Origin of the sequence: uncultured Porphyromonas sp. (assembly GCF_938039215.1) — a bacterium.
Taxonomy (GTDB): Bacteria; Bacteroidota; Bacteroidia; order Bacteroidales; family Porphyromonadaceae; genus Porphyromonas.
Genome location: NZ_CALHVI010000053.1, coordinates 37555 through 58478, shown reverse-complemented (window position 1 = coordinate 58478; position 20924 = coordinate 37555). Strand labels below are relative to the sequence as shown.

The 20924-nt window shown below is 55.7% G+C and carries 20 protein-coding genes; 6 read left to right on the top strand and 14 right to left on the bottom strand.

The features are described 5' to 3' along the window. The 7 genes from Q0336_RS07155 to Q0336_RS07125 form a co-directional block, all read right to left on the bottom strand. A partial coding sequence (locus Q0336_RS07155; protein WP_298527127.1) for a leucine-rich repeat protein occupies nt 1-657 on the bottom strand: 657 nt, incomplete at its 3' end. Nucleotides 658-892: 235 nt separating this feature from the next. Then, entirely contained in the window at nt 893-1432 is a 540-nt protein-coding gene (locus Q0336_RS07150; RefSeq protein ID WP_298527124.1) for a T9SS type A sorting domain-containing protein, read from the bottom strand. A gap of 63 nt (nt 1433-1495) precedes the next feature. Next, on the bottom strand, nt 1496-2269 hold the full coding sequence (gene cdaA, locus Q0336_RS07145) for a diadenylate cyclase CdaA (protein ID WP_298527121.1): 774 nt from the start codon (nt 2267-2269) through the stop codon (nt 1496-1498). Between the two features lie 33 nt (nt 2270-2302). Beyond that, complete coding sequence (gene folP, locus Q0336_RS07140; RefSeq protein WP_298527118.1) at nt 2303-3199, bottom strand: dihydropteroate synthase; 897 nt, start codon at nt 3197-3199, stop codon at nt 2303-2305. 24 nt (nt 3200-3223) lie between these two features. After that, entirely contained in the window at nt 3224-3778 is a 555-nt protein-coding gene (locus Q0336_RS07135; RefSeq protein WP_298527115.1) for a 5-formyltetrahydrofolate cyclo-ligase, read from the bottom strand. Between the two features lie 31 nt (nt 3779-3809). Then, nucleotides 3810-5459, bottom strand: coding sequence for a S41 family peptidase (locus Q0336_RS07130; RefSeq protein WP_298527112.1), 1650 nt, complete (start codon nt 5457-5459; stop codon nt 3810-3812). A gap of 42 nt (nt 5460-5501) precedes the next feature. Next, on the bottom strand, nt 5502-5948 hold the full coding sequence (locus Q0336_RS07125; protein ID WP_298527109.1) for a dCMP deaminase family protein: 447 nt from the start codon (nt 5946-5948) through the stop codon (nt 5502-5504). A 394-nt stretch (nt 5949-6342) separates the two neighbouring features. Between Q0336_RS07125 and Q0336_RS07120 the strand changes: the two genes are divergently transcribed. From Q0336_RS07120 to Q0336_RS07110, 3 genes are read left to right on the top strand one after another with little or no spacing between them, the layout of a single operon-like run. Continuing rightward, nucleotides 6343-7323 (top strand): polyprenyl synthetase family protein, encoded by a 981-nt coding sequence (locus Q0336_RS07120; RefSeq protein WP_298527106.1) that lies wholly within the window; start codon nt 6343-6345, stop codon nt 7321-7323. A 12-nt stretch (nt 7324-7335) separates the two neighbouring features. Next, the gene (locus Q0336_RS07115) at nt 7336-7947 is read left to right on the top strand and encodes a hypothetical protein (RefSeq protein ID WP_298527103.1); all 612 of its coding nucleotides are present in this window, start codon (nt 7336-7338) and stop codon (nt 7945-7947) included. Further along, nucleotides 7940-9436: a metallophosphoesterase gene (locus Q0336_RS07110; protein ID WP_298527100.1), complete on the top strand. Its 1497-nt coding sequence runs from the start codon at nt 7940-7942 to the stop codon at nt 9434-9436. Before Q0336_RS07115 ends, Q0336_RS07110 begins: the two co-directional genes overlap by 8 nt. Before the next feature lie 119 nt (nt 9437-9555). On the opposite strand, the gene radA is transcribed toward Q0336_RS07110, so the two are convergent. Continuing rightward, nucleotides 9556-10932, bottom strand: coding sequence for a DNA repair protein RadA (gene radA / locus Q0336_RS07105; RefSeq protein ID WP_298527098.1), 1377 nt, complete (start codon nt 10930-10932; stop codon nt 9556-9558). A gap of 390 nt (nt 10933-11322) precedes the next feature. On the opposite strand from radA, the gene cobJ reads away from it, so the two are divergent. The 3 genes from cobJ to lipA all read left to right on the top strand — a co-directional run bounded on the left by cobJ (nt 11323) and on the right by lipA (nt 16149). Then, nucleotides 11323-12738 (top strand): precorrin-3B C(17)-methyltransferase, encoded by a 1416-nt coding sequence (cobJ, locus tag Q0336_RS07100; protein ID WP_298527096.1) that lies wholly within the window; start codon nt 11323-11325, stop codon nt 12736-12738. A gap of 276 nt (nt 12739-13014) precedes the next feature. Continuing rightward, nucleotides 13015-15189 (top strand): S9 family peptidase, encoded by a 2175-nt coding sequence (locus Q0336_RS07095; protein WP_298527093.1) that lies wholly within the window; start codon nt 13015-13017, stop codon nt 15187-15189. A gap of 66 nt (nt 15190-15255) precedes the next feature. After that, nucleotides 15256-16149 carry a lipoyl synthase gene (gene lipA, locus Q0336_RS07090; RefSeq protein WP_298527090.1) on the top strand — a complete coding sequence of 298 codons (894 nt, stop codon included), beginning with the start codon at nt 15256-15258 and terminating at the stop codon, nt 16147-16149. A 169-nt stretch (nt 16150-16318) separates the two neighbouring features. On the opposite strand, the gene Q0336_RS07085 is transcribed toward lipA, so the two are convergent. The 6 genes from Q0336_RS07085 to Q0336_RS07060 form a co-directional block, all read right to left on the bottom strand. Then, nucleotides 16319-17677: a sodium:alanine symporter family protein gene (locus tag Q0336_RS07085; protein WP_298527087.1), complete on the bottom strand. Its 1359-nt coding sequence runs from the start codon at nt 17675-17677 to the stop codon at nt 16319-16321. A 299-nt stretch (nt 17678-17976) separates the two neighbouring features. Then, nucleotides 17977-18450 (bottom strand): Dps family protein, encoded by a 474-nt coding sequence (locus tag Q0336_RS07080; RefSeq protein WP_298527085.1) that lies wholly within the window; start codon nt 18448-18450, stop codon nt 17977-17979. A gap of 199 nt (nt 18451-18649) precedes the next feature. Further along, entirely contained in the window at nt 18650-19180 is a 531-nt protein-coding gene (gene rplI, locus Q0336_RS07075; protein ID WP_298527083.1) for a 50S ribosomal protein L9, read from the bottom strand. Nucleotides 19181-19241: 61 nt separating this feature from the next. Further along, nucleotides 19242-19511, bottom strand: a complete 270-nt coding sequence (gene rpsR, locus Q0336_RS07070; protein ID WP_021667904.1) for a 30S ribosomal protein S18 — start codon at nt 19509-19511, stop codon at nt 19242-19244. 26 nt (nt 19512-19537) lie between these two features. Next, on the bottom strand, nt 19538-19867 hold the full coding sequence (gene rpsF, locus Q0336_RS07065; protein ID WP_021667905.1) for a 30S ribosomal protein S6: 330 nt from the start codon (nt 19865-19867) through the stop codon (nt 19538-19540). A gap of 513 nt (nt 19868-20380) precedes the next feature. Further along, nucleotides 20381-20857, bottom strand: a complete 477-nt coding sequence (locus tag Q0336_RS07060) for a hypothetical protein (protein WP_298527080.1) — start codon at nt 20855-20857, stop codon at nt 20381-20383. Nucleotides 20858-20924 lie beyond the last annotated feature (67 nt).

Below are 20924 nucleotides of genomic sequence, written 5' to 3'. Positions count from 1 at the left end.
TAAGCCCTCAATATTCGTTAGTTGATTATTTTCCAGATTCAATGATTGCAGATTGAGTAGTTGCTCTAAGCCCTCAATATTCGTTAGTTGATTATTTTCCAGATTCAATGATTGCAGATTGAGTAGTTGCTCTAAGCCCTCAATATTCGTTAGTTGATTATTTTCCAGATTCAATGATTGCAGATTGGGTAGCTGCTCTAGGCCCTCGATGCGAGAGAGTTGGTTATACCAGAGATACAATGATTGTAACTTAGTAAGTTGCTCTAAGCCTACAATCCGAAAGAGCTGGTTAAATCCAAGATTCAATGATTGTAGATTAAGGAGCTGCTCTAAGCCTTCGATATGGGAGAGCTGATTAATGCTAAGATCTAGTGATTGCAACTCGGGCAACTTATCTAATCCCTCAATACAACTAATCTTATTGTGTGACAGATCTAGGTCCTGTAGATTCTCAAAGGCTAGAAGATTGGGGATCTTTTCTAATTTACATCCAGTTAAGTTCAATTGAATAACCTCACCTTCTTGATTACGTGTATAGGTCTTAGATCCCGGAATACCATCATTAGTATCGGAAATATGGGTGAGGTCAGTGAGTTCAAAGCCTAACTCTTGCTCTAATTGCAGGATGGCTTCGGGCTTTATTGCAGCTTGTTTCATTGAGGGAGGTGTCTTTTGAATAAATGTTTATAACAAAAGTAATAAGAGTATGTAGAATAGCGCTAGGGGAATAGCTCGAAGTGTGCTACTCCTATATTTTCATTAGGTATAGGCTAGTGAGGGGATGGGATTATAGATTGGATGACCATCACCTTGGAGCAAGAAGAGCGCCCTTTCTCGCTGGAGAAGGGGCGCTCTTGCTGTAGGGGGTGGGGAAAAGGCGGTGCGGGCGGGCTTAGCGGACGATGAGCTTGCAGATGAAGGTCGTCGTCGGGAAGATCGAACGGAGTAGGTAGATGCCCGTGGGGACGTTGATCCGGGCTTCTTGGACTCCCCGAGCGGAGAGGACCTTTCGCCCTTGCATGTCGAGAAGGTCCAGCTGGGTAGCGGGGTGGGAGAGACGTAGGTTCTTCCCCGAGAGCCTCGCTATGGGGAGGGTCTCCGAGGTGTAGAGGGGCTCGTCGGAAGGGCGGGTGATCGAAGTCGGAGCCTTATAGTAGAAGCCCCCGATGACGTGCCCTCCCGAGATGAGGTACGTGCCGCCGCTGACTAGGGTGATCGCCCCTTGGTCGGCATAGGTGAAGATCTTCCCGCCGATGATCTTAGTTGCGCCCACACGAGAAGAGAGCGAAGGGAGGGACGGTATGCCATCCTCCGTGGGATGACCGCTTTGCACCTTGGGTGCTTCACGGTGGGAAGTAGCAGCTAGACCTTCGCCCCCCATGAGCGAGAGGAGAACGAGGACGAGGAACTGTCGGATGGATCGTGCTGACATAGATCTAGGGGCAGATGGAGGTGGGGCTGGGTACGTGTCTGCGGTGGAGTGGGTGGGCAGGCCTTAGTCTTCGGCAGCCAGGAGTGCCCGCAGTTCGTCGGGGCTGATGTCGACGATGATCTCGCCACGATAAGCCAGCGAGATTGAGCCGCGCTCTTCGCTGATGATGATCACCTTGGCATCGGTCTTCTGCGAGAGGCCAAGTGCCGAGCGGTGGCGAAGGCCTAGGTCTTTGTTCAGGTCGGTGTTGCTCGCCACGGGAAGGATACAGCCCGCAGCGCAGATCTTGCCCGAGGAGATGATCATCGCTCCGTCATGCAGAGGGCTATTCTTGAAGAAGATCGTCTCGATCAGTCGGGCATTGACCGAAGCCTGGAAACGTTCGCCAGCGTGCTGGTAGGGCGTGAGGTCGGAGATACCTTGCACGGCGATCAGAGCTCCGGTCTTCTTGCGGGCCATGTTCATGCACGCCAGCACAACGGGGGCGATGTAGTCGGCTTCGTCTTCCTCCTTGGCCGAGCCGTCACGTAGGAGCTTGCGTATCTTGCGCCAGCGCTGGGCCGAACCGATGGTGACGAGGATCTTCTTGATCTCATCTTGGAAGATGATCACTAGGATGATGAAGCCGATGTTGATGAACTTGTCCAGCAGCGCCCCCATCAGTCGCATCTGAAGCACCTGAGAGATCAGTAGCCAGAGGATGAGGAAGGTGACGATTCCCATGAAGATCGATCGGCTCCCCGAATAGCGCAAGGTGACGAACGCATAGTAGAGGAAGACTGCCATCAGCAGGATGTCGATGATATCCTTGAGCGATATGTCGAGCCACGAAAGCATAGAAGTCAAGGGTTAGAGAGGTAAATACAAGGATTAAAGCGGGCGAAGGTGTCGGTAGTGGAGGCTGTCGTCCGAGTGGAGGAAGGGACGTAGCTCTTCGTAGAGCTGGATGGCTTCGACGGCGGGGTGTACATCGTGCACACGAAGGATCTTCGCTCCTCGCTCTAGGGCAAGGGCATGGAGGAAGGTCGTCCCATTCAGCGCCTCTTTGGGGGTGATGCCGAGGGGGCGGTAGATCATGCTCTTGCGGGAGACACCGACAAGGAGCGGTTGGGTGAAGGCTTCGGCTAGGGAGGAGAGCTGGGCAAGAAGCTCGTAGTTCTGCGCCGTGGTCTTGCTGAAACCAAAGCCAGGATCTAAGATGATGTCGTGTACCCCGAGCTCGAGGAGCTGTCCCACACGCTGGACGAAGTAGTCGATGACATCGAGCGTCACATCGCTGTAGTCGGTCTGCTGCTGCATGGTCTGAGGGTCGCCCTTCATGTGCATCAGGATATAGGGCACTTGTAGCTCTGCCATCGTCCGATACATGGCAGGATCGAGTCCGCCCCCCGATATGTCATTGATCACGGCTGCGCCATATTCTTCGACCGCCATACGGGCTACGTCTGAGCGGAAGGTGTCTACCGAGACGGGTAGGTCGGGGTATTCGTCTCGGAGGATCTGAAGGGCGGGTCTCAAGCGAGCTCGCTCTTCCTCGGGGCTTACCTCTTCGGCTCCTGGTCGGGAGCTATAAGCGCCTAGGTCTGCCATCGCTGCCCCCTCACGAACGAGTGTGTCAAGGCGTGCTCTGAGAGCTACTGCTCCATCGATACGACTTCCTGCGAAGAAGGAGTCGGGGGTCACATTGACGATCCCCATGACGAGGGGCTTCTCGAGGGAGATCAGACGACCAGAGAGGTTGAGGGTAAGCTGATGGGCTGGAGTCATCGACGGGGAGGTGAGAAGGAGTATTTAGAGAAGGGCGGGCTGAGGGTAGAGCACTTCCTCGACGGGTAGATCCCAAGGCTCGTGGGGAAGCTCTTCGATACGACGGAGGCCGAAGGTCACACCCAGCCGATGGGTAGGGCAGGTGGCAAGGTAGCGGTCGTAGTACCCCTTACCTCGACCTAGTCGGTAGCCCGACGCATCGTAGGCTAGGGCAGGGATGATGATGAGGTCAAGCGTCCTAGGATCGACGGGCTCGGCTTCCTCTAGCTTAGGCTCCCAGATCCCGAAGCTCCCCGACTGCTCAAGGGCATGGCTACCTATATAGGGATAGAAGGCCATGGTCTCTCCATCAAGGACACGAGGGAGGAAAAGCTCCTTGTCCGTCGTCCCTTCGATCAAGGCTCGTAGAGAAGGTTCGTCAGGTAGAGCCGAATAGAGAGCGACCCGCCGTGCCTTCTTCCATAGTGGATGGATGGAGAGCTGTGCGACTATGGAGCGACTCCCTGCCTCCCGAAGGGGATCGGTGAGCACTTCTCGGCTGAGCTGCCGTAGCTCTTGGCGTAGGGTCTTCTTCTCCACGGGGACTAGGGGGTGCTTCAGGGGAGAGGGATTACTTCGTGGGTCGCCACTGAGGGGAGGTGAGGCGCTCTAGGGCGGTGAGCACCTCGAGGTCTTGCTCGTTGCGAGCACGGTAATAGGCATTCTTGTCGCCCCCGAGCATGTCGGCGATCAGGGCTACAAGGTCTCTGCGGAGGATGGGGAGCGACTCCTGCAGATGGCCAGGACGCTGGGGCACACCATGCTGTTGTGCATAGCTGGCATAGGCATAGACGATCTGATCTCCCTGCGCCTGCAGGTGGTCAAGGATCGCCTTGTCCGAGCCAAGAGCCGAGAGGCGACTACGCTCACGGTCGGCATAGGTGAAGGCAAAGCGCTGGAAGGTCCCCGAGCGCAGGAGGCGGAGGTAATAGGTATTGATCCCTACGCTGTCTCGAGGGGTGAAGATGTCGGGAGTGATCCCGCCACCGCCATAGACTACACGCCCCATGCGGGTGTAGTAGCGGGTGGTGTCGGGGCGACTGATGCTGTCGGCCGAATAGAGCTCACCGTGCAGGTAGCGATCTTCGATATCTTCCGCATAGGCTTCGAAGCCTTTGGCATAGCTCTTCTGGATACTACGACCCGAGGGGGTGTAGTAGCGAGCTACGGTGAGGCGCACCACGGAGCGGTCTCTTAGCTCGAAGGGAACTTGCACAAGCCCCTTACCGAAGGTGCGACGACCGACGATGAGTGCACGGTCGAGGTCTTGCATCGCCCCAGCGAAGATCTCGCTGGCGCTCGCGCTATTCTCATTGACGAGGATGCTGAGGGGGATCTCCTTGAGCCGTCCATCTCGAGGGCTCTTGAAGTCTTCTCGGGGATAGTGAGCGCCCTTATTGTAGACGAGCAGATCACCCTTGGAGAGGAATTCCGTAGCGAGGGCGGTAGCTGCCTGCAGGTAGCCCCCCACATTGTCACGCAGGTCGATCAAGATACGCTCTACTCCTTCGGCGCTGTGGTCAGCATAGGCTTGCTGGAATTCGATTGGGGTCTGTGCTCCCCACTTATTCAGACGCAGGTAGAGGACATGTGGGCGGATCATGTAGGCTGCATCGATCGTGGAGACGGGCACTGCACCACGCACGACGGAGGCGATGAAGGTCTTACCCCCACGGCGCACCGTGAGGCGAACGACCGTGTCCTCTGGGCCCTTGAGCGCCTTCATGATCTCTTCGGAGGTGATGGAGTCTCTCACGAGGTTGGTGGTGTCGGCCTTGAGGATGCGGTCGCCTGCCTTGAGACCAGCCCGTTCGCTGGGCCCTCCCTCGATGACACGGACGACGACGACGGTGTCGAGGAGCGTATTGAACTGCACACCGATACCAGCGAAAGACCCTTCGAGGCTCTCCGTCGAGACCTTGTTCTCCTCGGCATTGAGATAAGCCGTGTGGGGATCAAGCTGAGCGAGGATGAGCGGTAGGGCTTGCTCGGTCAGGCTGTCAAGGTTAGCCGAATCGACATAGTACTCCTGGATGAGCGAGTAGATCTCGCCCAGCTTCCCTGAGGGACCACGCTGCCCCCCGAGCCCGAGGAAGAGAGAGACAAAGATCCCGAAGAGGAAGGTCAGGACGAAGCCTGCCGTATAGGTCAGCCAGCGCAGCAGGCGTGCCTTGCGCTCGGGCTTAGGAGAAGGTGACTGCTCGTAGCGTTCTTCTTGCATGTTGTGACAAGTCAAAGGAAGGTATGTGTGTATGGGGGGAGCTTATTCCTCCAGAGAGACGTAGTCTACCTGGATACCTGCTCGCTGCAGGAGCTCGATCCCATCTCTTAGGCGATACTCTGTACTATAGACGACACGGCGGATGTGGCACTGGATGATGAGCTTGGAGCACTCGATGCAGGGGGCGGCGGTGACATAGACCGTCGCTCCAGAGCAGTCGTTGGTGCTACGAGCTACCTTGGAGATGGCATTGGCCTCGGCATGCAGGACATACTGCTTGGTCAGCCCGTTTTCGTCCTCGCAGACGTTCTCGAAGCCGACGGGAGTGCCGTTGTAGCCATCGGAGATGATGCTCTTGTCCTTGACGATGAGCGCCCCCACTTTGCGTCGCTCGCAGTAGGAGTTCTCCGCCCAGATACGCGCCATGCGCAGATAGCGCTTGTCGAGGGCCAGTTGCTTATCGTCGATTGTAGGTTTTTGACCGTTCATTTTCGTACGTATGCGTTTGTACAAAGATAGGGCTTTGCGAGCGAATGAGGGCTATTTCTCCGAGAGCTTTTCCCTCCGTTCGGAGAGCATGCTCCCAAGGGTCGAAAAAGCGACCTACCGTGGGTCGCTCTGAAAACCTACTGTGGGTCGTCTCACCGACCCACGGTAGGTCGCAAGGACGACCCACAGTAGGTTTTATTTGGGGCTGTCCTAGCCCTCTCGCCAAGGGGCTTCTTCCGCCCGCTTTTTCTCGGTGATTTCCTGCAGGGAGAGCTGGCTTGGGAAGTCCCAGAGGCGCTTGGGTTCAGTGGGGCTGATCAGGATAAATAGGAATAGAGGTGTAGACAGATAGAAATCGCTATTTTTGTTAAGAATTTTAGAAGCGCAGACCTAGATGCACGAACTCGATCAGATCAAAGCCCCAGTGGCTAGCTATGTGGATGACTTCCATAGCCAGTTTGCCTCGATCCTTGCGACCAAGTCCGAATGGCTGGAGCAGGCGATCCAGCACCTCAATGCCTCCACGGGCAAGAAGGTGCGTCCGATACTCACGGCTCTGATGGCTGGGCTCTTGGGCTCCAAAGAACCATCACAGAAGAGTATCGATGCGGCTGTCCTTCTGGAGCTGATCCACACTGCTACACTTATCCATGACGATGTGATCGACGAGGCCAAGACCCGCCGAGGTAAGCCCACCCTCGGGGCGATCTTCGACAATCGTGTGGCGGTGCTTATGGGTGACTTCGTCCTCTCTTCGGCACTGATCGGAGCCATCGCCCTCGGAGATCTGAGGATCATCGGCATCGTCTCTGCCATTGGCCGAGAGCTCACCGAAGGGGAGATCCGGCAAGCAGAGTCCGCTGACAAGGTGCGCCTCGACGAAGCCAACTACTACGAGATCATCTATCAGAAGACGGCCGTCCTCTTCCGCTCCTGCGCTGAGGTGGCAGCGGTCACGATGGAGGCTTCTCCTGAGGCTCTTGAGCAGGCCATCCAGATCGGTACGGCACTGGGGATGGCCTTCCAGATAAGAGACGATATCTTCGACTACTACCGTTCTGACGTAGGGAAGCCCACGGGTAATGACCTCCGCGAGGGTAAGATCACGCTTCCTCTACTTCATGCCCTCCTTCAGCTCGAAGCTGAGGGGAAGGCTGAGCCTTACCTCCAGCTCCTCGCCGACAAACCGATCACCGATGAGGCCGTAGAGCGCCTTACCGCCCTTGCCTTCGAGGCGGGAGGGATCGACTACGCTTGGCATAAGCTCTATAGCTACATCGAGGAGGCAAAGACACTCCTCCTTACCTTCCCAGAGAGCTCCTACCGAAGCTCCCTCCTTGCCCTAGCAGACTACATCGCAGCACGTACCCATTAGCACCTTACTACGATGAATACTACCCCCTCCAATAGGACGATCTCCGTCTCGATATATGCCCTCCTGTGGTTCGTCTTGATCCTCCTGCAGACGTTGGTGACCTCGGTGCAGGCCCTAGATGGTGAGTCCGTCTTCTCTCGCCCCGAGCTCTACTACTCCACGTGGCTGACGGATCTGTATCTGGTAGCTCTCTTCTACCTCAACTATTACTTCCTAGCACCTCGGATGATGCGTCGTCGGCTCTACCGACCCTATCTCTGGATGCTCCTCATCGTGGCGCTCGTCGGTTTCCTTATCCCTCTGCTCTGCTACGGCCTCTGGGGGCTCACCATGCCCGGTATAGCCCAAGGCTCTGCACCCCTCTCGTCGCTGGGAGTCGTCGGTGCTGTAGCGGTCGTTGCTCTTGGCTTAGCTATCCGAGGGCTCTTCGAATGGGACAGCCTCGGGCAAGAGGTGCGTGCCCTCCGTGAGGAGCGAGATAGCCTGCGCTCCGAGCGAGACAAGTTGAAGATGGAGCTCTCCACCCTGCGTCCTGCCGATCGCCGTGGTGAAGAGCCGATCGTCGTATCCCTCCAGCCCTCGGAGCCCGAGCTTGACGAGGAAGCCCAGTCTTCGCATGCGTAGGCGTAGATCACACCATCGCTTCGGGCAGAAGCCCACGAAGAAGCGTCGAGGCTGGCGTATCGCTCTAATCCTAGCGGTACTACTACTCGGGGGAGGCGGTCTCCTCCTGAAGCTCCGCTGGAATGCGTGGTTCGGTAATGCCCCTGAGCAGCCCTACACCATAGCTCAAGAGATCAGCCGCGTGACGCTCACTCCAGGCGAAGACTTCATGACGGAGCGCACCCTCTCTTGGCTCTGCGGTGAGGAGCCTCGCCCTGCTACCCTTCAGCTCTATCGGATCTCGGCTAAGGGCGACACCCTTCGTCCCCGTGCCCTTCATCCGACAGCCGAGGTCATAGCCTCTCGCTCAGGGAAGGGCTGCTATTATCAGGTGCATCTTGATAGTCTGAATAGGGGAGAGCGCTATATCTATCGCATTGAGGTCGAAGGTGCTCGTCCGCATACTCAGGCCTTCACGATGCCTAGCGAAGAGCCTCAGACGAACTTCGTCTACCTCGGTGATATCCAGGATCCTGGCGTGACGGAGAGTAAGCGCAACTTCGATTATCTCCGTCAGTCTGCCGAGGCGATCGACTTCTTCGCCTTCGCAGGGGATCAGATCGAAGGGCCTACGGATGCCTTCTGGCGTGCTTGGTACGAGAGTATCGGAGCGCTCAGTGGCGAGATCCCCATCCTCGCTGCTGCTGGCAATCACGAGTATCTCAAGAATGGCTTTGGCCGTGAGCTGGATGCGCGCTGGGTACGACAGTTCGGCTACCCGAAGAACGGTCCTGAAGACTTCTTGGGGCGTAGCTACTTCATCGACTTCCCCCTCCTACGCTTCATTGTCCTCGATACTACGGATATCATGGGCTTAGGATCGATCCGTCAGCATCGCTCTTGGCTAAGGAAGGTCTTGGGTGAGTCGAAGCAACCTTGGCAGATCGTCCTCTTCCACCACGCTGTGGACTGCGTACGAGAAGGGCGAAAGAATCTGGTGATGCACTATGTCTTCAAGGATGAACTGATCTCGGGAGGTGCTGACCTCGTCCTGCAGGGGCACGACCACGGCTATGCCCGAGCTACGACACGTGCGAAGGGGGGAGATACGATCGCTCCAGCCTTTGTCATCAGTTCGGCCTCGCCCAAGGTCTACCGCAATGGCTTCTCCTCGGTGCATGACCGTCTGGGGTCGGGCCTACAGCTCTACCAGCGTATTCGTGTCGATTCGAGTGAGATCAGCTACGCGTCCTATCGCTTCCCCCAGCCTATAGAGGGGCATCGGGATAGCATCGTGCCCGAGCCCCGCCGTCTCTATGACACCATCGTCCTCTACAAGGGCGAGGGTGGGCTGGTACGTATCCGAGACTACGCACGAGATCTACCTGAGCGGTTTGAGTTCAATGCCTTTGGTACGAACAGCAAGGGGCGCAAGCGGGCAGCCCAATATGCTAAGGAAGTTCGTGACCGCCACGAGGCGTACGAGGAGCGTATGCGAGCGAAGAAGTAAGCCTAACCTCAAGGCACTTCGCTGGATCAGCCAGCGTACCTAATAGATAAAGAGAGCGGGCTAGGAATAGTGCATTCCTAGCCCGCTCTCTTTTCTTTCGCTCTGTGGGATGTTCTTCGCTACTGGCTTCGTCGGAAGAGAAGACGGAAGGCTTCTTCGACCGTCTTCACACCGATGAGCTGGATACTTCGGGGGGCTGCACTCAGCCCGTGTAGATTGCTCTCGGGCAGGATCAAGGTACGGAAGCCGATGCGCTCGGCCTCTAGGATGCGCTGCTCGATGCGCCCCACGGGACGCACTTCGCCCGATAGACCCACTTCCCCCGTGAGGCAGACACCTTCGGGGAGGGCTATATCGAGGCTGGAGGAGAGGACGGCAGAGATCACCGCTAGGTCAGAGGCGGGGTCGGAGAGGCGAATACCCCCTGCGATATTGAGGAAGACATCCTTCTGGACGAGCTTGAAGCCAGCACGCTTCTCCAGCACGGCTAGGAGCATGTTCATCCGTCGGGTGTCGTAGCCCGTAGAGGAGCGCTGGGGGGTGGCGTAGATAGCCGAACTGACCAGTGCTTGTGTCTCGATGAGGAAGGGACGCACGCCCTCCATAGCTACGGCGATAGCTGTCCCGCTGAGCTTCAGATCGCTCTGGGTCATGAGGTGCTCGGAGGGATTCTCTACGGGACGGAGCCCCGTCTGACGCATCTCGTAGATCCCAAGTTCGGCGGTGCTCCCGAAGCGGTTCTTCTGTCCTCTGAGGATGCGATACATATAGTGCTTGTCGCCGTCGAACTGTAGGACGACATCCACCGTGTGCTCTAGGACCTTGGGCCCTGCGATGCTTCCCTCCTTGTTGATATGGCCGATGAGGATCACCGCCACCCCTTCGGTCTTGCAGTACTTGAGCAGGGCCGTGGCGCATTCGCGTATCTGTGAGACGCTCCCTGGGGACGAGTCGGAGAGTTCGGTCTGGATGGTCTGGATGGAGTCGATGACTAGGAGCTGAGGGCCGACCTCCTGCGCTGTGTGGAGGATCTTCTCTAGGCTGGTCTCGGTGTAGATGAGGCAGTCTTCGTTGGTGTCGCCGATGCGGTCGGCACGCATCTTGAGCTGGGAGAGGCTTTCCTCGCCCGAGACATAGAGCGTCTTGTAGGGGAGGCGAAGGACGGTCTGTAGGATGAGGGTAGACTTCCCGATCCCTGGTTCGCCCCCCAGCAGGACGAACGACCCTTCGACGAGCCCACCACCGAGCACTCGGTCGAGCTCGGGATCGCCCATCGTCAGACGGCTCTCTGCCCGCTGCTCGATGTCCGCCAGACGCACGGGTTTGTTCGTGAGACTATGAGCGGTGAAGCTCTGTGTGGGCTTGTCCTGCTTCCCGACGATGATCTCCTCTTCTTCGATGGAGTTCCACACCCCACACTGAGAGCAGAAGCCCTGCCATTTGGGATATTGAGCCCCACACTCGATGCAGTGATATACGGTCTTTTTCTTCGCCATAGCATGAATTGTTTGGAGCAAAGTTAGGCCAAGTGAAGCAATCTCCTTCGGCATGCGCTCCAAGGGCTTGCTCCAGCCTGCTTAATTACGGTGCTTGGATACCCCCAAAAAGGAACCTACGGTAGGTCGCAGATAAAACCTACTGTAGGTCGTCGATGCGACCCACAGTGGGTCGTCAAGGCGACCTACCGTAGGTCATTTTTGACCCCTTCCCAGATGCTGCTCCCAAGCGGGCTGTTTCGCCCTTCCCGCCTGAGTCTTCTTGCCCTCCCCCAGAGTAGCCTGAGCCAGCCCGCTTGATCATAGCTGTCAAGCAGGAGAAATGCCCTATCTTTGCCCCCGAAAACAAAACCGAAACGAAGAAATTTCACCACAGAATACAATCCATTGATGAAAAAGAATAAAATCATCGTCGCAGGCATCGGTCCTGGTAGCCCTGAGGATATTACTCCAGCGGTGCTCCAAGCCGTGCAAGCCTCCGATGTCATCGTCGGCTACAAGTATTACTTCCGCTTCATCCAGGAGCACATCCGTCCCGATGCCCTCAGCATTGACAGCGGAATGAAGGCCGAGCGTCAGCGTGCCGAAGAGGCCTTCCGCTATGCGCTTGAGGGGAAGACCGTCTGTGTCATCTCTTCGGGTGATGCGGGTATCTACGGGATGGCTCCCCTGATCTACGAGATGATGCGAGAGAAGGGTGTCACCGACTCCATCGAGGTGGAAGTCCTGCCAGGGATCAGTGCCTTCCAGAAGGCTGCTGCCCTGCTGGGCTGCCCGATCGGGCATGACCTCTGCATCCTCTCCCTCTCAGATCTGATGACCCCCTGGCTACGCATCGAGAAGCGTATCGAGGCTGCTGCCTATGGGGACTTCATCACGGCGGTCTACAACCCCAAAAGTCAGGGTCGCTACTGGCAGCTCTATCGTCTCTTGGAGATCTTCTCCAAGCACCGCTCTCCTGACACCCCCATTGGCTACGTGCGTCAGGCGGGTCGTGAGGAGCAGGAGGTGAAGCTGACGACGCTGGCGGAGTTCGATCCCGAGGAAGTGGATATGTTCACCGTCCTCATCATCGGTAATACGCAGAGCTACAACTTCGACGGCCACTTCATCACCCCCCGAGGCTACTATGCTGAGGGCAAGCTGGAGCAGGATGTCAAGGTCGGGCAGGGCATCATGATCGAAAGCTTCCGTACGATCAATAGCGAACTGCAGAATCCTGATGTCCCCCTTGATCACAAGTGGGCACTCATTCACTCCATCCACACGACGGCAGACTTCGAGATGGAGAAGATCCTCTATACCGACCCAGGGGCTGTCGCTCGGATGCATCAGGCGGTGCTCGATGGCAAGCTCCGTACGATCATCACTGACGTGACGATGGTCGCTGCGGGTATCCGCAAGGGCGCTCTGGAGCGTCTCGGGGTCGAAGTCAAGTGCTATCTCAATGATCCCCGAGCTACTGAGCTCGCAGCGAAGAAGGGCATCACCCGTTCGCAGGCGGGTATCCGCCTGGCGGTCGAAGAGCACCCCGATGCGCTCTTCGCCGTAGGGAATGCCCCGACGGCGATCATCGAACTATGTGACCTCATTCGCCGAGGCAAGGCTCATCCCAGCGGGATCATCGCTGCTCCTGTCGGCTTCGTCCAGGTGCGTGAATCTAAGTACATGACCAAGGTCTTCAAGGACATCCCCAAGATCATCGTCGAAGGCCGTAAGGGCGGTAGCAACCTCGCCGCCACGCTGGTCAACTCCATCCTCACCCTAGACGATGCCGAGGCGCTCCGCCCCGGCCGTGATGTCTAAGCCTCACAGACCTCCCCCTAACTCAGCGACTCCGCAAGTAGCACATCCCACGCAGGGAGGCTTCTTGCGGATTCGCTCTTTTTCTTGGGGTACTCTAGCACTCCAAAATAAAACCTACGGTAGGTCGTCGATGCGACCCACGGTAGGTCGGTGAGACGACCCACAGTAGGTTTTCAGAGCGACCTACCGTAGGTCGTTTTTTAGCCCCTTGGGAGAGCCCGAATTGCTTCCTTCCTTTTTGTATCTTTGTACGAGGTGAACTAATACATACAAGTTATGCGAACACTACTATCCCTAACCCTACTGCTCGTCACGCTTGGAGCTGGCTCCTATGCCGAGGCACAGCAGCCTACTAAAGACCTCCAAGTCGAGGACGTGACCTCGGGACGCTTCTATGCTTATACCGCAGGCCAAGGCATGCGCTCGACCAGCGATGGCAAGTACTACACGATGATGGACAAGGAGCATCAGGCGATCCTCCGCTACAGCTTCCATACGGGCGAACTCGTAGATACGCTCTTCAGCGTCCATAAGGCACGTGAGTGCGAATTCAAGAAGTTCGACGACTATATCCTTGAGCCCAAGGGACACCATATCCTGCTGATCACCGACCAAGAGGCTATCTATCGTCGCTCGAGCAAGGGCAATGTCTTCCACTACGACGTGCGTCGCAATCGTGTCGAGCCTCTGAGCTCTACGGCAGGCAAGGTGATGATCCCGACTTTCAGCCCAGATGGGAGGATGGTCGCCTTCGTCCGTGAGGGGGATATCTTCATTAAGAAGTTTGAGTTCGATACCGAAGTACGTGTGACCTCCGATGCTGTGCGCAACAAGGTCATGAATGGGATCACCGACTGGGTCTACGAAGAAGAGCTGGAGACGATCCGCCTAATGACTTGGAGCGAAGACAATAATTATCTGGCCTTCGTCCGTACCGATGAGAGCGAGGTCGATGAGTACAGCATGCCTATCTACGGGTCGGGGCAGTACCCTAGTGCTTATACCTACAAGTACCCGAAGGCTGGTACTCCCAACTCTAAGGTCTCGGTGCATATCTACAATGTGACGGATCGCTCACAGAAGCCTGTCACCTTCAAGAACGCTCCCTACTATATCCCCCGACTGGAGTTCGTCGGTCGGGATGGTAACCTCGCCGTCTTCTCCCTGAATAGACAGCAGAATCACCTCGTCCTCTATTACGTCAACGACAAGACCCTACTGCCGAAGGTCGTCCTCGAAGAGCGCAACAAAGCCTATGTAGATAGTCGCAATCTCACCAAGTGTAAGTTCATCCCCTCGGGCTTCGCTTACCTCGGCGAGCAGGACGGCTACCGCCATATCTATCTCTATTCCGATAAGGGTGTCCTCCAGCGTAAGGTCACTACGGGGAGCTATGATGATACGAACTTCTACGGGATCGATGCCAAGGGGAATGTCTACTATCAAGCAGCGGACGAATCCCCCATGCGTCGCTCGATCTATCGTATAGATCCCAAGGGGCGGAAGACAGCTCTTCACCCAGGCTCTGGGTCGAACGAAGCTATCTTCAGCGATGACTTCTCCCACTACATCAGCATCTTCAGCAATGCGCATACCCCCACGACGACTGCTGTCTATGCTACGGGCTCCCTTCGCCCCTTACGTGTGCTCAAGGATAACAAGGAGATCGCCGAGCGTCTGAAGGATTATCGCCTTCGCCGTGAGGAGTTCATCAAGATCCCTAATGGTCGTGGCGAAGAACTCAATGCTTGGATCCTCAAGCCTTATGACTTTGATCCCACGAAGAAGTACCCCGTGCTGATGACTCAGTACAGCGGACCCGATTCGCAGCAAGTACTTGATGCCTTCGGCCTCGGATGGGAGCAGATCCTACCTAGCAAGGGCTATATCGTCGTCTGCGTTGACCCCCGTGGTACGGGTGCTCGTGGCGAGGCTTGGCGCAAGTGCACCTACCTCCAGCTCGGGGTAAAGGAGATCGAAGACCAGATCGCCGCAGCTAAGTGGCTGGGACAGCAGTCCTACATCGATGCTGGGCGTATCGGGCTCTACGGCTGGAGCTTCGGTGGCTACATGACACTCATGGGGCTCTGCCATGGCAATGGGGTCTTCAAGACGGGTGTCGCTGTCGCCCCCGTAGCAGACTGGAGCTTCTACGATACCATCTACACCGAGCGCTTCATGCGTACCCCTCAGGAGAACCCCGACGGCTACAAGGCCTCGTCAGTACTGCCCGTAGCGAAGAACCTTCGAGGTAAGCTATTGTTAATTCATGGGAGTGCAGACGACAATGTCCATGTGCAGAATGCTATGGACTTCACCGAACTGCTCGTCCAGGCTGGTATCCCCTTCGACATGGCGATCTACAAGGACCGCAACCATGGCATCTACGGAGGTAATACCCGCAATCACCTCTACAAGCGTATCATCACCTTCCTAGAGGAGAACCTATAAGTCACAATCCCCTAGTAGCCCTTAGCTGGGGACTGCAACCTCCAGCTAAGGGCTACGTCCTACATAATGATGCAAGAAGAAACCATAGTCCCTAAGAAATCTGGCAAGGTCGTCCGCGTACGTAAGCCCGAGTGGCTCAAGATACGCCTCGGCGACAACTCCACCTTCACCGACACGAAGCACACCATCGAGCACCACGGGCTCAACACCATCTGCCACAGTGGTCGCTGCCCCAACCAAGGGGAATGCTGGAGTGCTGGTACTGCTACCTTCATGATCGGTGGTGCGATCTGTACACGTGCCTGTCGCTTCTGCAATACTCAGTCGGGGAAGACTCCTCCTCCTCTTGATCCACTCGAGCCGATGAAGATAGCTCAGAGCATCAAGAAGATGAACCTGCGTCATGCTGTGATCACGAGTGTGGACCGAGATGACTTAGAGGACTACGGAGCACAGCATTGGGTGCGTACCATCGAGGCTATTCGTCGTACGACACCAGAGGTCACTGTCGAGGTGCTCATCCCAGACTTCAATGGCCGACTGGACTATGTCGACCAGATCATCGCTTGTGAGCCTAAGATCATCTCCCACAACCTAGAGACGACCCGTCGCCTCACCCCCTCGGTGCGTCACGTAGCTACCTATGATCAGAGCCTCTCTGTCCTTGGGCGCATCGCAGCTAGTGGCATCCCTGCTAAGACGGGGATCATGCTCGGCCTTGGAGAAACGGAGGAAGAAGTCCTAGAGCTCATCGACGATGCTCATGCAGTAGGCGTGTCGATCATGACCATCGGGCAGTACCTGCAGCCGACGCACAGACATCTCCCCGTCGTCGAATACATCCACCCAAACCAGTTTGCACGTCTACGTACCCTTGGCTTGGAGCGTGGGCTACGGCACATCGAGAGTGGTCCGCTGGTGCGCTCCTCCTACCATGCAGAGCGCCACGTCCTGGACTAAGCCCTCCCATCTGACGTAAGGGCGATCTATCGCCTAGCTAGATATGACACAGCCCCTCGAGACTATCCTTAGTCTCGAGGGGCTGTGTCGTTAGGGTGGGTGCTTATCGTGATGTCAGTAACCTCTGAGGTGCTTCACAAGTGGGGACGGAGATACGGCACAGTGCTCGCTAGAGTGACTCTGTCTTCCGTCGCTGTAGGAAGCGCTTATAGATCTTCTTCACTTGAGGCGCCAGGATGATGATGGCGATGACGTTGGGGATGACCATGATGCCATTGAAGGTATCTGCTAGCTCCCAGATCAATTCGGCACGGAAGATCGTCGCTGAGAAGATACAGCAGATGACGATGCCACGGAAGGCATAGACGGCCTTCTTCGGGAAGAGGTAGCGGATATTCATCTCACCGAAGACATACCAGCCTATGATCGTCGTGAAGGCAAAGATCAGTAGGCTCACAGCTAAGAAGACAACCCCACCATGACCAAAGGTTTGCTCGAAGGCCTTCTGTGTGATCTGCACGGAGATAAGTCCTGTATCGTCATGAACTCCTGTGAGTAGGATGATGAAGGCCGTAGCGGAGCAGATCAGGAGATCCACGAAGACACCCGACATCGCTACGAAGCCTTGGATGGAAGGGTCCTTGACATTCGCTAGGGCATGAGCATGTGGCGTGCTCCCCATACCCGCCTCGTTGGAGAAGAGTCCACGGGAGATCCCGTAGCGAATGGCATACTTCATCACCGTGCCAGCGGCCCCACCTGCAGCTGCCTCTGTGGAGAAGGCTTCTTCGAAGATCGATAGGAAGACATGCTGGATCTGATCTGAGTAGATGAAGAGGATGATGATCGCTCCCAGGATATAGGCTACTGCCATGAAGGGGACGACCAGCTCGGCGATGGTCGTCACACGCTTCTGCCCGCCGACGATGACGATGGCTACGAGCGCTGCGATGAGTAGCCCGCTTGTCCAGTCCTTCATCCCGAAGGCACTGGTCAGTCCGATGGAGATGGAATTAGCCTGTACCATACAGCCGATGAAGCCAAGAGCAATGATCACGGCTATGGAGAAGAAGGCGGCGAGCTTCTTACTCTTCAGCCCTCGGTGGATATAGTAGGCTGGACCGCCTACGACTTGGCCGTCACGTACCTCTCGATACTCTTGGGCTAGCACGGCCTCGGAGAAGATCGTACCCATACCGAGAAGGGCGGATATCCACATCCAGAAGACTGCTCCTGTGCCACCCATGGCGATGGCTGTGGCTACACCGGCGATATTGCCCGTACCCACCTGAGCGGCGACGGCTGTGGCGAGCGCTTGGAATGAGTTGACTTGGTCTGAGGCAGCCGTACCCTTCTCTTGCTTCTTGAAGATCGAGCTAAAGGAATACTTCATCGCCAGACCGAAATGACGAATTTGGGGGAAGCCCAGATAAAGGGTGTAGAAGATCCCTACGCCGAGGAGGACGTACATGAGGAAGCTATTCCAGAGGATCTCATTGAACCCCTTCACGATTTGTAGCAGGTCCATCGTGGTAGTGGTATTTGAGTGAAGATGCCCCTTTCGCTTGGATCGGTGTCGGAGCTACGGGGCGGGTTGCGTTGCGATTACCATTACAAAAGTAGGGCTATTTTGTAAAGTTCGTATGGGTCGAACTTAATAATTTTATTAAGAAAAGCAAGGTTTTTGGTCTTTTATGGTATGGCTGGGGCTCGATGAGTATAAAAAGGCCGAGCACCTAGCCTCATCCCAGGGCAGGATGAGACTAAGTGCTCGGCGTCGTAGATTGTAGCGACCGCTCGGATCGCTTGCTATAGAAGGAGGAGCTATTAAGCTTGGAGGGCAGAGATCATCCAGACGGACTTCTCCTGACCGTCGAGGAGATCAGAGACGAGGTCGCCCGTGACGATATCGTCTGCTGCTTCGGCAGCGGCAGCTACGGCACGCTCCTGAGCGATGAGCACCTTGAGGGAGTCGAGGATAGCAGGGATGATCTGAGCAGGGTCAGAGATCTTGGTGTCTTCCTTGATCTGGCTCAGCTTGAGGTATTCGCTGAAGCGGTTCTCGGGGGTGCTACCGAGCTGGAGGATACGTTCGGCGATCTCGTCGACGTGCTCTGCAGCTTCGTCATACATCTTCTCGAACTGGCTGTGGAGCGTGTAGAACTGAGGTCCACGCACGTGCCAGTGGTAGCCACGGAGGTTGGTATAGTAGATCTGGAAGTCTGCCAGGAGCTTGCTAAGTTCGTTGACGACCTGCTCTGCCTTAGCTGGGTTGATCCCAGTGATTGAAAGTACGTTCATAGCGTTATCTTGTTTCTTGTTAATGATTACACTGCAAAGGTAGAGGTTTTGTTAAGGCCCAGCAACTGAATCGGTCTATATGAATATAAGCAAGATTTATAGTTGGCTCACTCCTTATGGGCTATAAAAAACTCTAGCAGGTAGCTCCCACAGGGGGAGACTACCTGCTAGAGCGTAGGTATGTGGAAGCGTATGCTTCTTATGCTTCTTCGTTAGCTTCTTCTACTTCTTCAGCTTCAGGAGCTTCAACAGCGAGAGCTTCTTCCTTCTTCTCTTCAGCCTTAGGAGCGTCGGAGAGTACTTCGACGGGGATTTCTACAGCCACTTCCTTGTGCAGGCGCACGATAGCGGTGTAGTTACCGACTTCCTTGATCGCCTTGATGTAGACGAGCTTGCGTTCGGTTTCCAGTCCAAGCTTGGTGAGCTCTTCAGCGATCTCTGCGCCAGTGACGGAGCCATAGAGGCTACCCGTAGCGACGTTGGTGTGAGCCGTGATCGAGAGGCGAACGCCCTGATACTTCTGGGCACGCTCTTCGGCTTCCTTCTTGATCGCAGCGATCTTGTGAGCACGCTGGCGGAGGTTCTCAGCAAGGATCTTCTTTGCTGCTTCCGTAGCGACGATCGCCTTACCGGTGGGGATTAGAAAGTTGCGACCGTAGCCGTCCTTTACTGTGACGATATCGTCCTTGTAGCCGAGACCGACTACGTCTTCTTTCAAAATAACGTTCATTGTATTCTGTCTCCTCTGGGTTTATTATTCTACTAGGGATAAGGGATACGGAGGGTATGCCTTATCGAGCCATGTTGTCCGTGACGTAGGGCAGCAGGGCCAGGTGACGAGCACGCTTGACAGCCTGAGCGACACGACGCTGGAACTTGAGGCTGGTGCCGGTGATACGACGGGGAAGGATCTTGCCCTGTTCGTTGAGGAAACGCTTGAGGAATTCGGGATCCTTGTAGTCGATATACTTGATACCGCTCTTCTTGAAGCGGCAGTACTTCTTCTTCTTGCTATCTACAGTGAGGGGAGTCAGGTAGCGTACTTCTGATGGTGCAGCCATTGTGTTTATCTCCTTTCGTTAATGGGTTATGCCTTACGGCTTCTTCTCTTCTCTGCGTATGCAGCTGCGAACTTATCCTGGCGGAAAGTCAGGAAGCGGAGGACATTCTCATCGCGACGGAACTGAGTTTCCAGTACAGCAATGGTCTCAGGCTGAGCCTTGAATTCGACGAGCTGGTAGTAGCCCGTGGTCTTCTTCTGGATCGTGTAAGCGAGCTTCTTGAGCCCCCAGTTTTCTTCGTTGACGATCTCAGAGCCTTCGCCCTTGAGGATGTCGACGAACTTAGCGACCGCTTCCTTTACCTGAGCTTCAGATAAATCGGGAGTAAGAATGAAAACGGTTTCGTAGTTATTCATTTCTCTTTCTGTTTTGAGAGTTAAAAATATCGGGCACAAAGATACACAATTATCCGATATTGGGCAACATACGTCACAGCGAAGCCCTTGGCGAAGGTATTCCTCTCTGGGAGGGTAGAGGCTCATACCCGCTGACTAGGCTAAGGTGGAGGTGTAAGCCTCGGGGATATTTCGCTCAAAAAGGGACCTACGGTAGGTCGCTCTTAAAACCTACTGTGGGTCGCATCGACGACCTACCGTAGGTCGGTGAGACGACCCACAGTAGGTTCTGGAAGGCCCTCCTGAGGAGGCTGTGTTTAGAGGCTCTAGGGGGAGGCCTAAAGCATAAGCGTATGGTGCTAATATCTTGATGATTAGGTTAGGGTATTTTCCTCCATTTCTTCCCCTGCCGTATTGCCTCAGGAATGGGAGCTGATGAGCCGATAGAGCAGCCATCATGAGCAAGCCCCGTGAGTAGACCTTCGCTGAGGTCACTCACGGGGCTTGAGCCTATAGCTTATGTGAGGAAGTGGGCTACTTCTCTTGGATGAGGCGCACGGGTGCTAGATGTTCACGAGCGACGATGATCGCTAGGAAGGGACGGATCTCGGAGGTCTCTAGGTCTTTCCCCTCAAGCGCCTTATAGACGAGAACAAGATGCCCCTCTCGATCTTTGTGCAGACTGCAGGGGGCCACTTCGGTGGAGATCCTTGTCGAGGGGAGGACGACGGGGATGACGAACTCTCGACTCCAATCAATCTCGGTGGGTGCCTGCTGCATGGTCGTAGCCATCCCCATATAGCGGTTCAGCGCTTCTTCGCTGGTGATCGTCGTGGGCAGGGCATCTGAGGCGGCGAAGTAACCTTCCGCCACACGATAGGGGATGCTGTCGGTGATCGTGGGGCTGAGGGCCGAGATGCTGTCTGAGTCTTGCTCCGTAGACTGGCGGCCAGTGCACGCTGTGAGGGCTACAAGGCTCAGGACAAAGAAGCTGAGTCGAATCTTATTCATTATCGTCAAGCAAAAAGGGGATGTTCTTTTTGCTTATAACGATCGACCCCTTTCGTTACGCATATCC

What these genes read in the sequence shown, in the direction of transcription:
- Q0336_RS07150 (WP_298527124.1), bottom strand. Translation starts at nt 1,432, where the DNA reads ATGTCAGCACGATCCATCCGACAGTTCCTCGTCCTCGTTCTCCTCTCG.
- cdaA (WP_298527121.1), bottom strand. Translation starts at nt 2,269, where the DNA reads ATGCTTTCGTGGCTCGACATATCGCTCAAGGATATCATCGACATCCTG.
- folP (WP_298527118.1), bottom strand. Translation starts at nt 3,199, where the DNA reads ATGACTCCAGCCCATCAGCTTACCCTCAACCTCTCTGGTCGTCTGATC.
- Q0336_RS07130 (WP_298527112.1), bottom strand. Translation starts at nt 5,459, where the DNA reads ATGCAAGAAGAACGCTACGAGCAGTCACCTTCTCCTAAGCCCGAGCGC.
- Q0336_RS07125 (WP_298527109.1), bottom strand. Translation starts at nt 5,948, where the DNA reads ATGAACGGTCAAAAACCTACAATCGACGATAAGCAACTGGCCCTCGAC.
- Q0336_RS07120 (WP_298527106.1), top strand. Translation starts at nt 6,343, where the DNA reads ATGCACGAACTCGATCAGATCAAAGCCCCAGTGGCTAGCTATGTGGAT.
- Q0336_RS07115 (WP_298527103.1), top strand. Translation starts at nt 7,336, where the DNA reads ATGAATACTACCCCCTCCAATAGGACGATCTCCGTCTCGATATATGCC.
- Q0336_RS07110 (WP_298527100.1), top strand. Translation starts at nt 7,940, where the DNA reads ATGCGTAGGCGTAGATCACACCATCGCTTCGGGCAGAAGCCCACGAAG.
- radA (WP_298527098.1), bottom strand. Translation starts at nt 10,932, where the DNA reads ATGGCGAAGAAAAAGACCGTATATCACTGCATCGAGTGTGGGGCTCAA.
- cobJ (WP_298527096.1), top strand. Translation starts at nt 11,323, where the DNA reads ATGAAAAAGAATAAAATCATCGTCGCAGGCATCGGTCCTGGTAGCCCT.
- Q0336_RS07095 (WP_298527093.1), top strand. Translation starts at nt 13,015, where the DNA reads ATGCGAACACTACTATCCCTAACCCTACTGCTCGTCACGCTTGGAGCT.
- lipA (WP_298527090.1), top strand. Translation starts at nt 15,256, where the DNA reads ATGATGCAAGAAGAAACCATAGTCCCTAAGAAATCTGGCAAGGTCGTC.
- Q0336_RS07085 (WP_298527087.1), bottom strand. Translation starts at nt 17,677, where the DNA reads ATGGACCTGCTACAAATCGTGAAGGGGTTCAATGAGATCCTCTGGAAT.
- Q0336_RS07080 (WP_298527085.1), bottom strand. Translation starts at nt 18,450, where the DNA reads ATGAACGTACTTTCAATCACTGGGATCAACCCAGCTAAGGCAGAGCAG.
- rplI (WP_298527083.1), bottom strand. Translation starts at nt 19,180, where the DNA reads ATGAACGTTATTTTGAAAGAAGACGTAGTCGGTCTCGGCTACAAGGAC.
- rpsR (WP_021667904.1), bottom strand. Translation starts at nt 19,511, where the DNA reads ATGGCTGCACCATCAGAAGTACGCTACCTGACTCCCCTCACTGTAGAT.
- rpsF (WP_021667905.1), bottom strand. Translation starts at nt 19,867, where the DNA reads ATGAATAACTACGAAACCGTTTTCATTCTTACTCCCGATTTATCTGAA.
- Q0336_RS07060 (WP_298527080.1), bottom strand. Translation starts at nt 20,857, where the DNA reads ATGAATAAGATTCGACTCAGCTTCTTTGTCCTGAGCCTTGTAGCCCTC.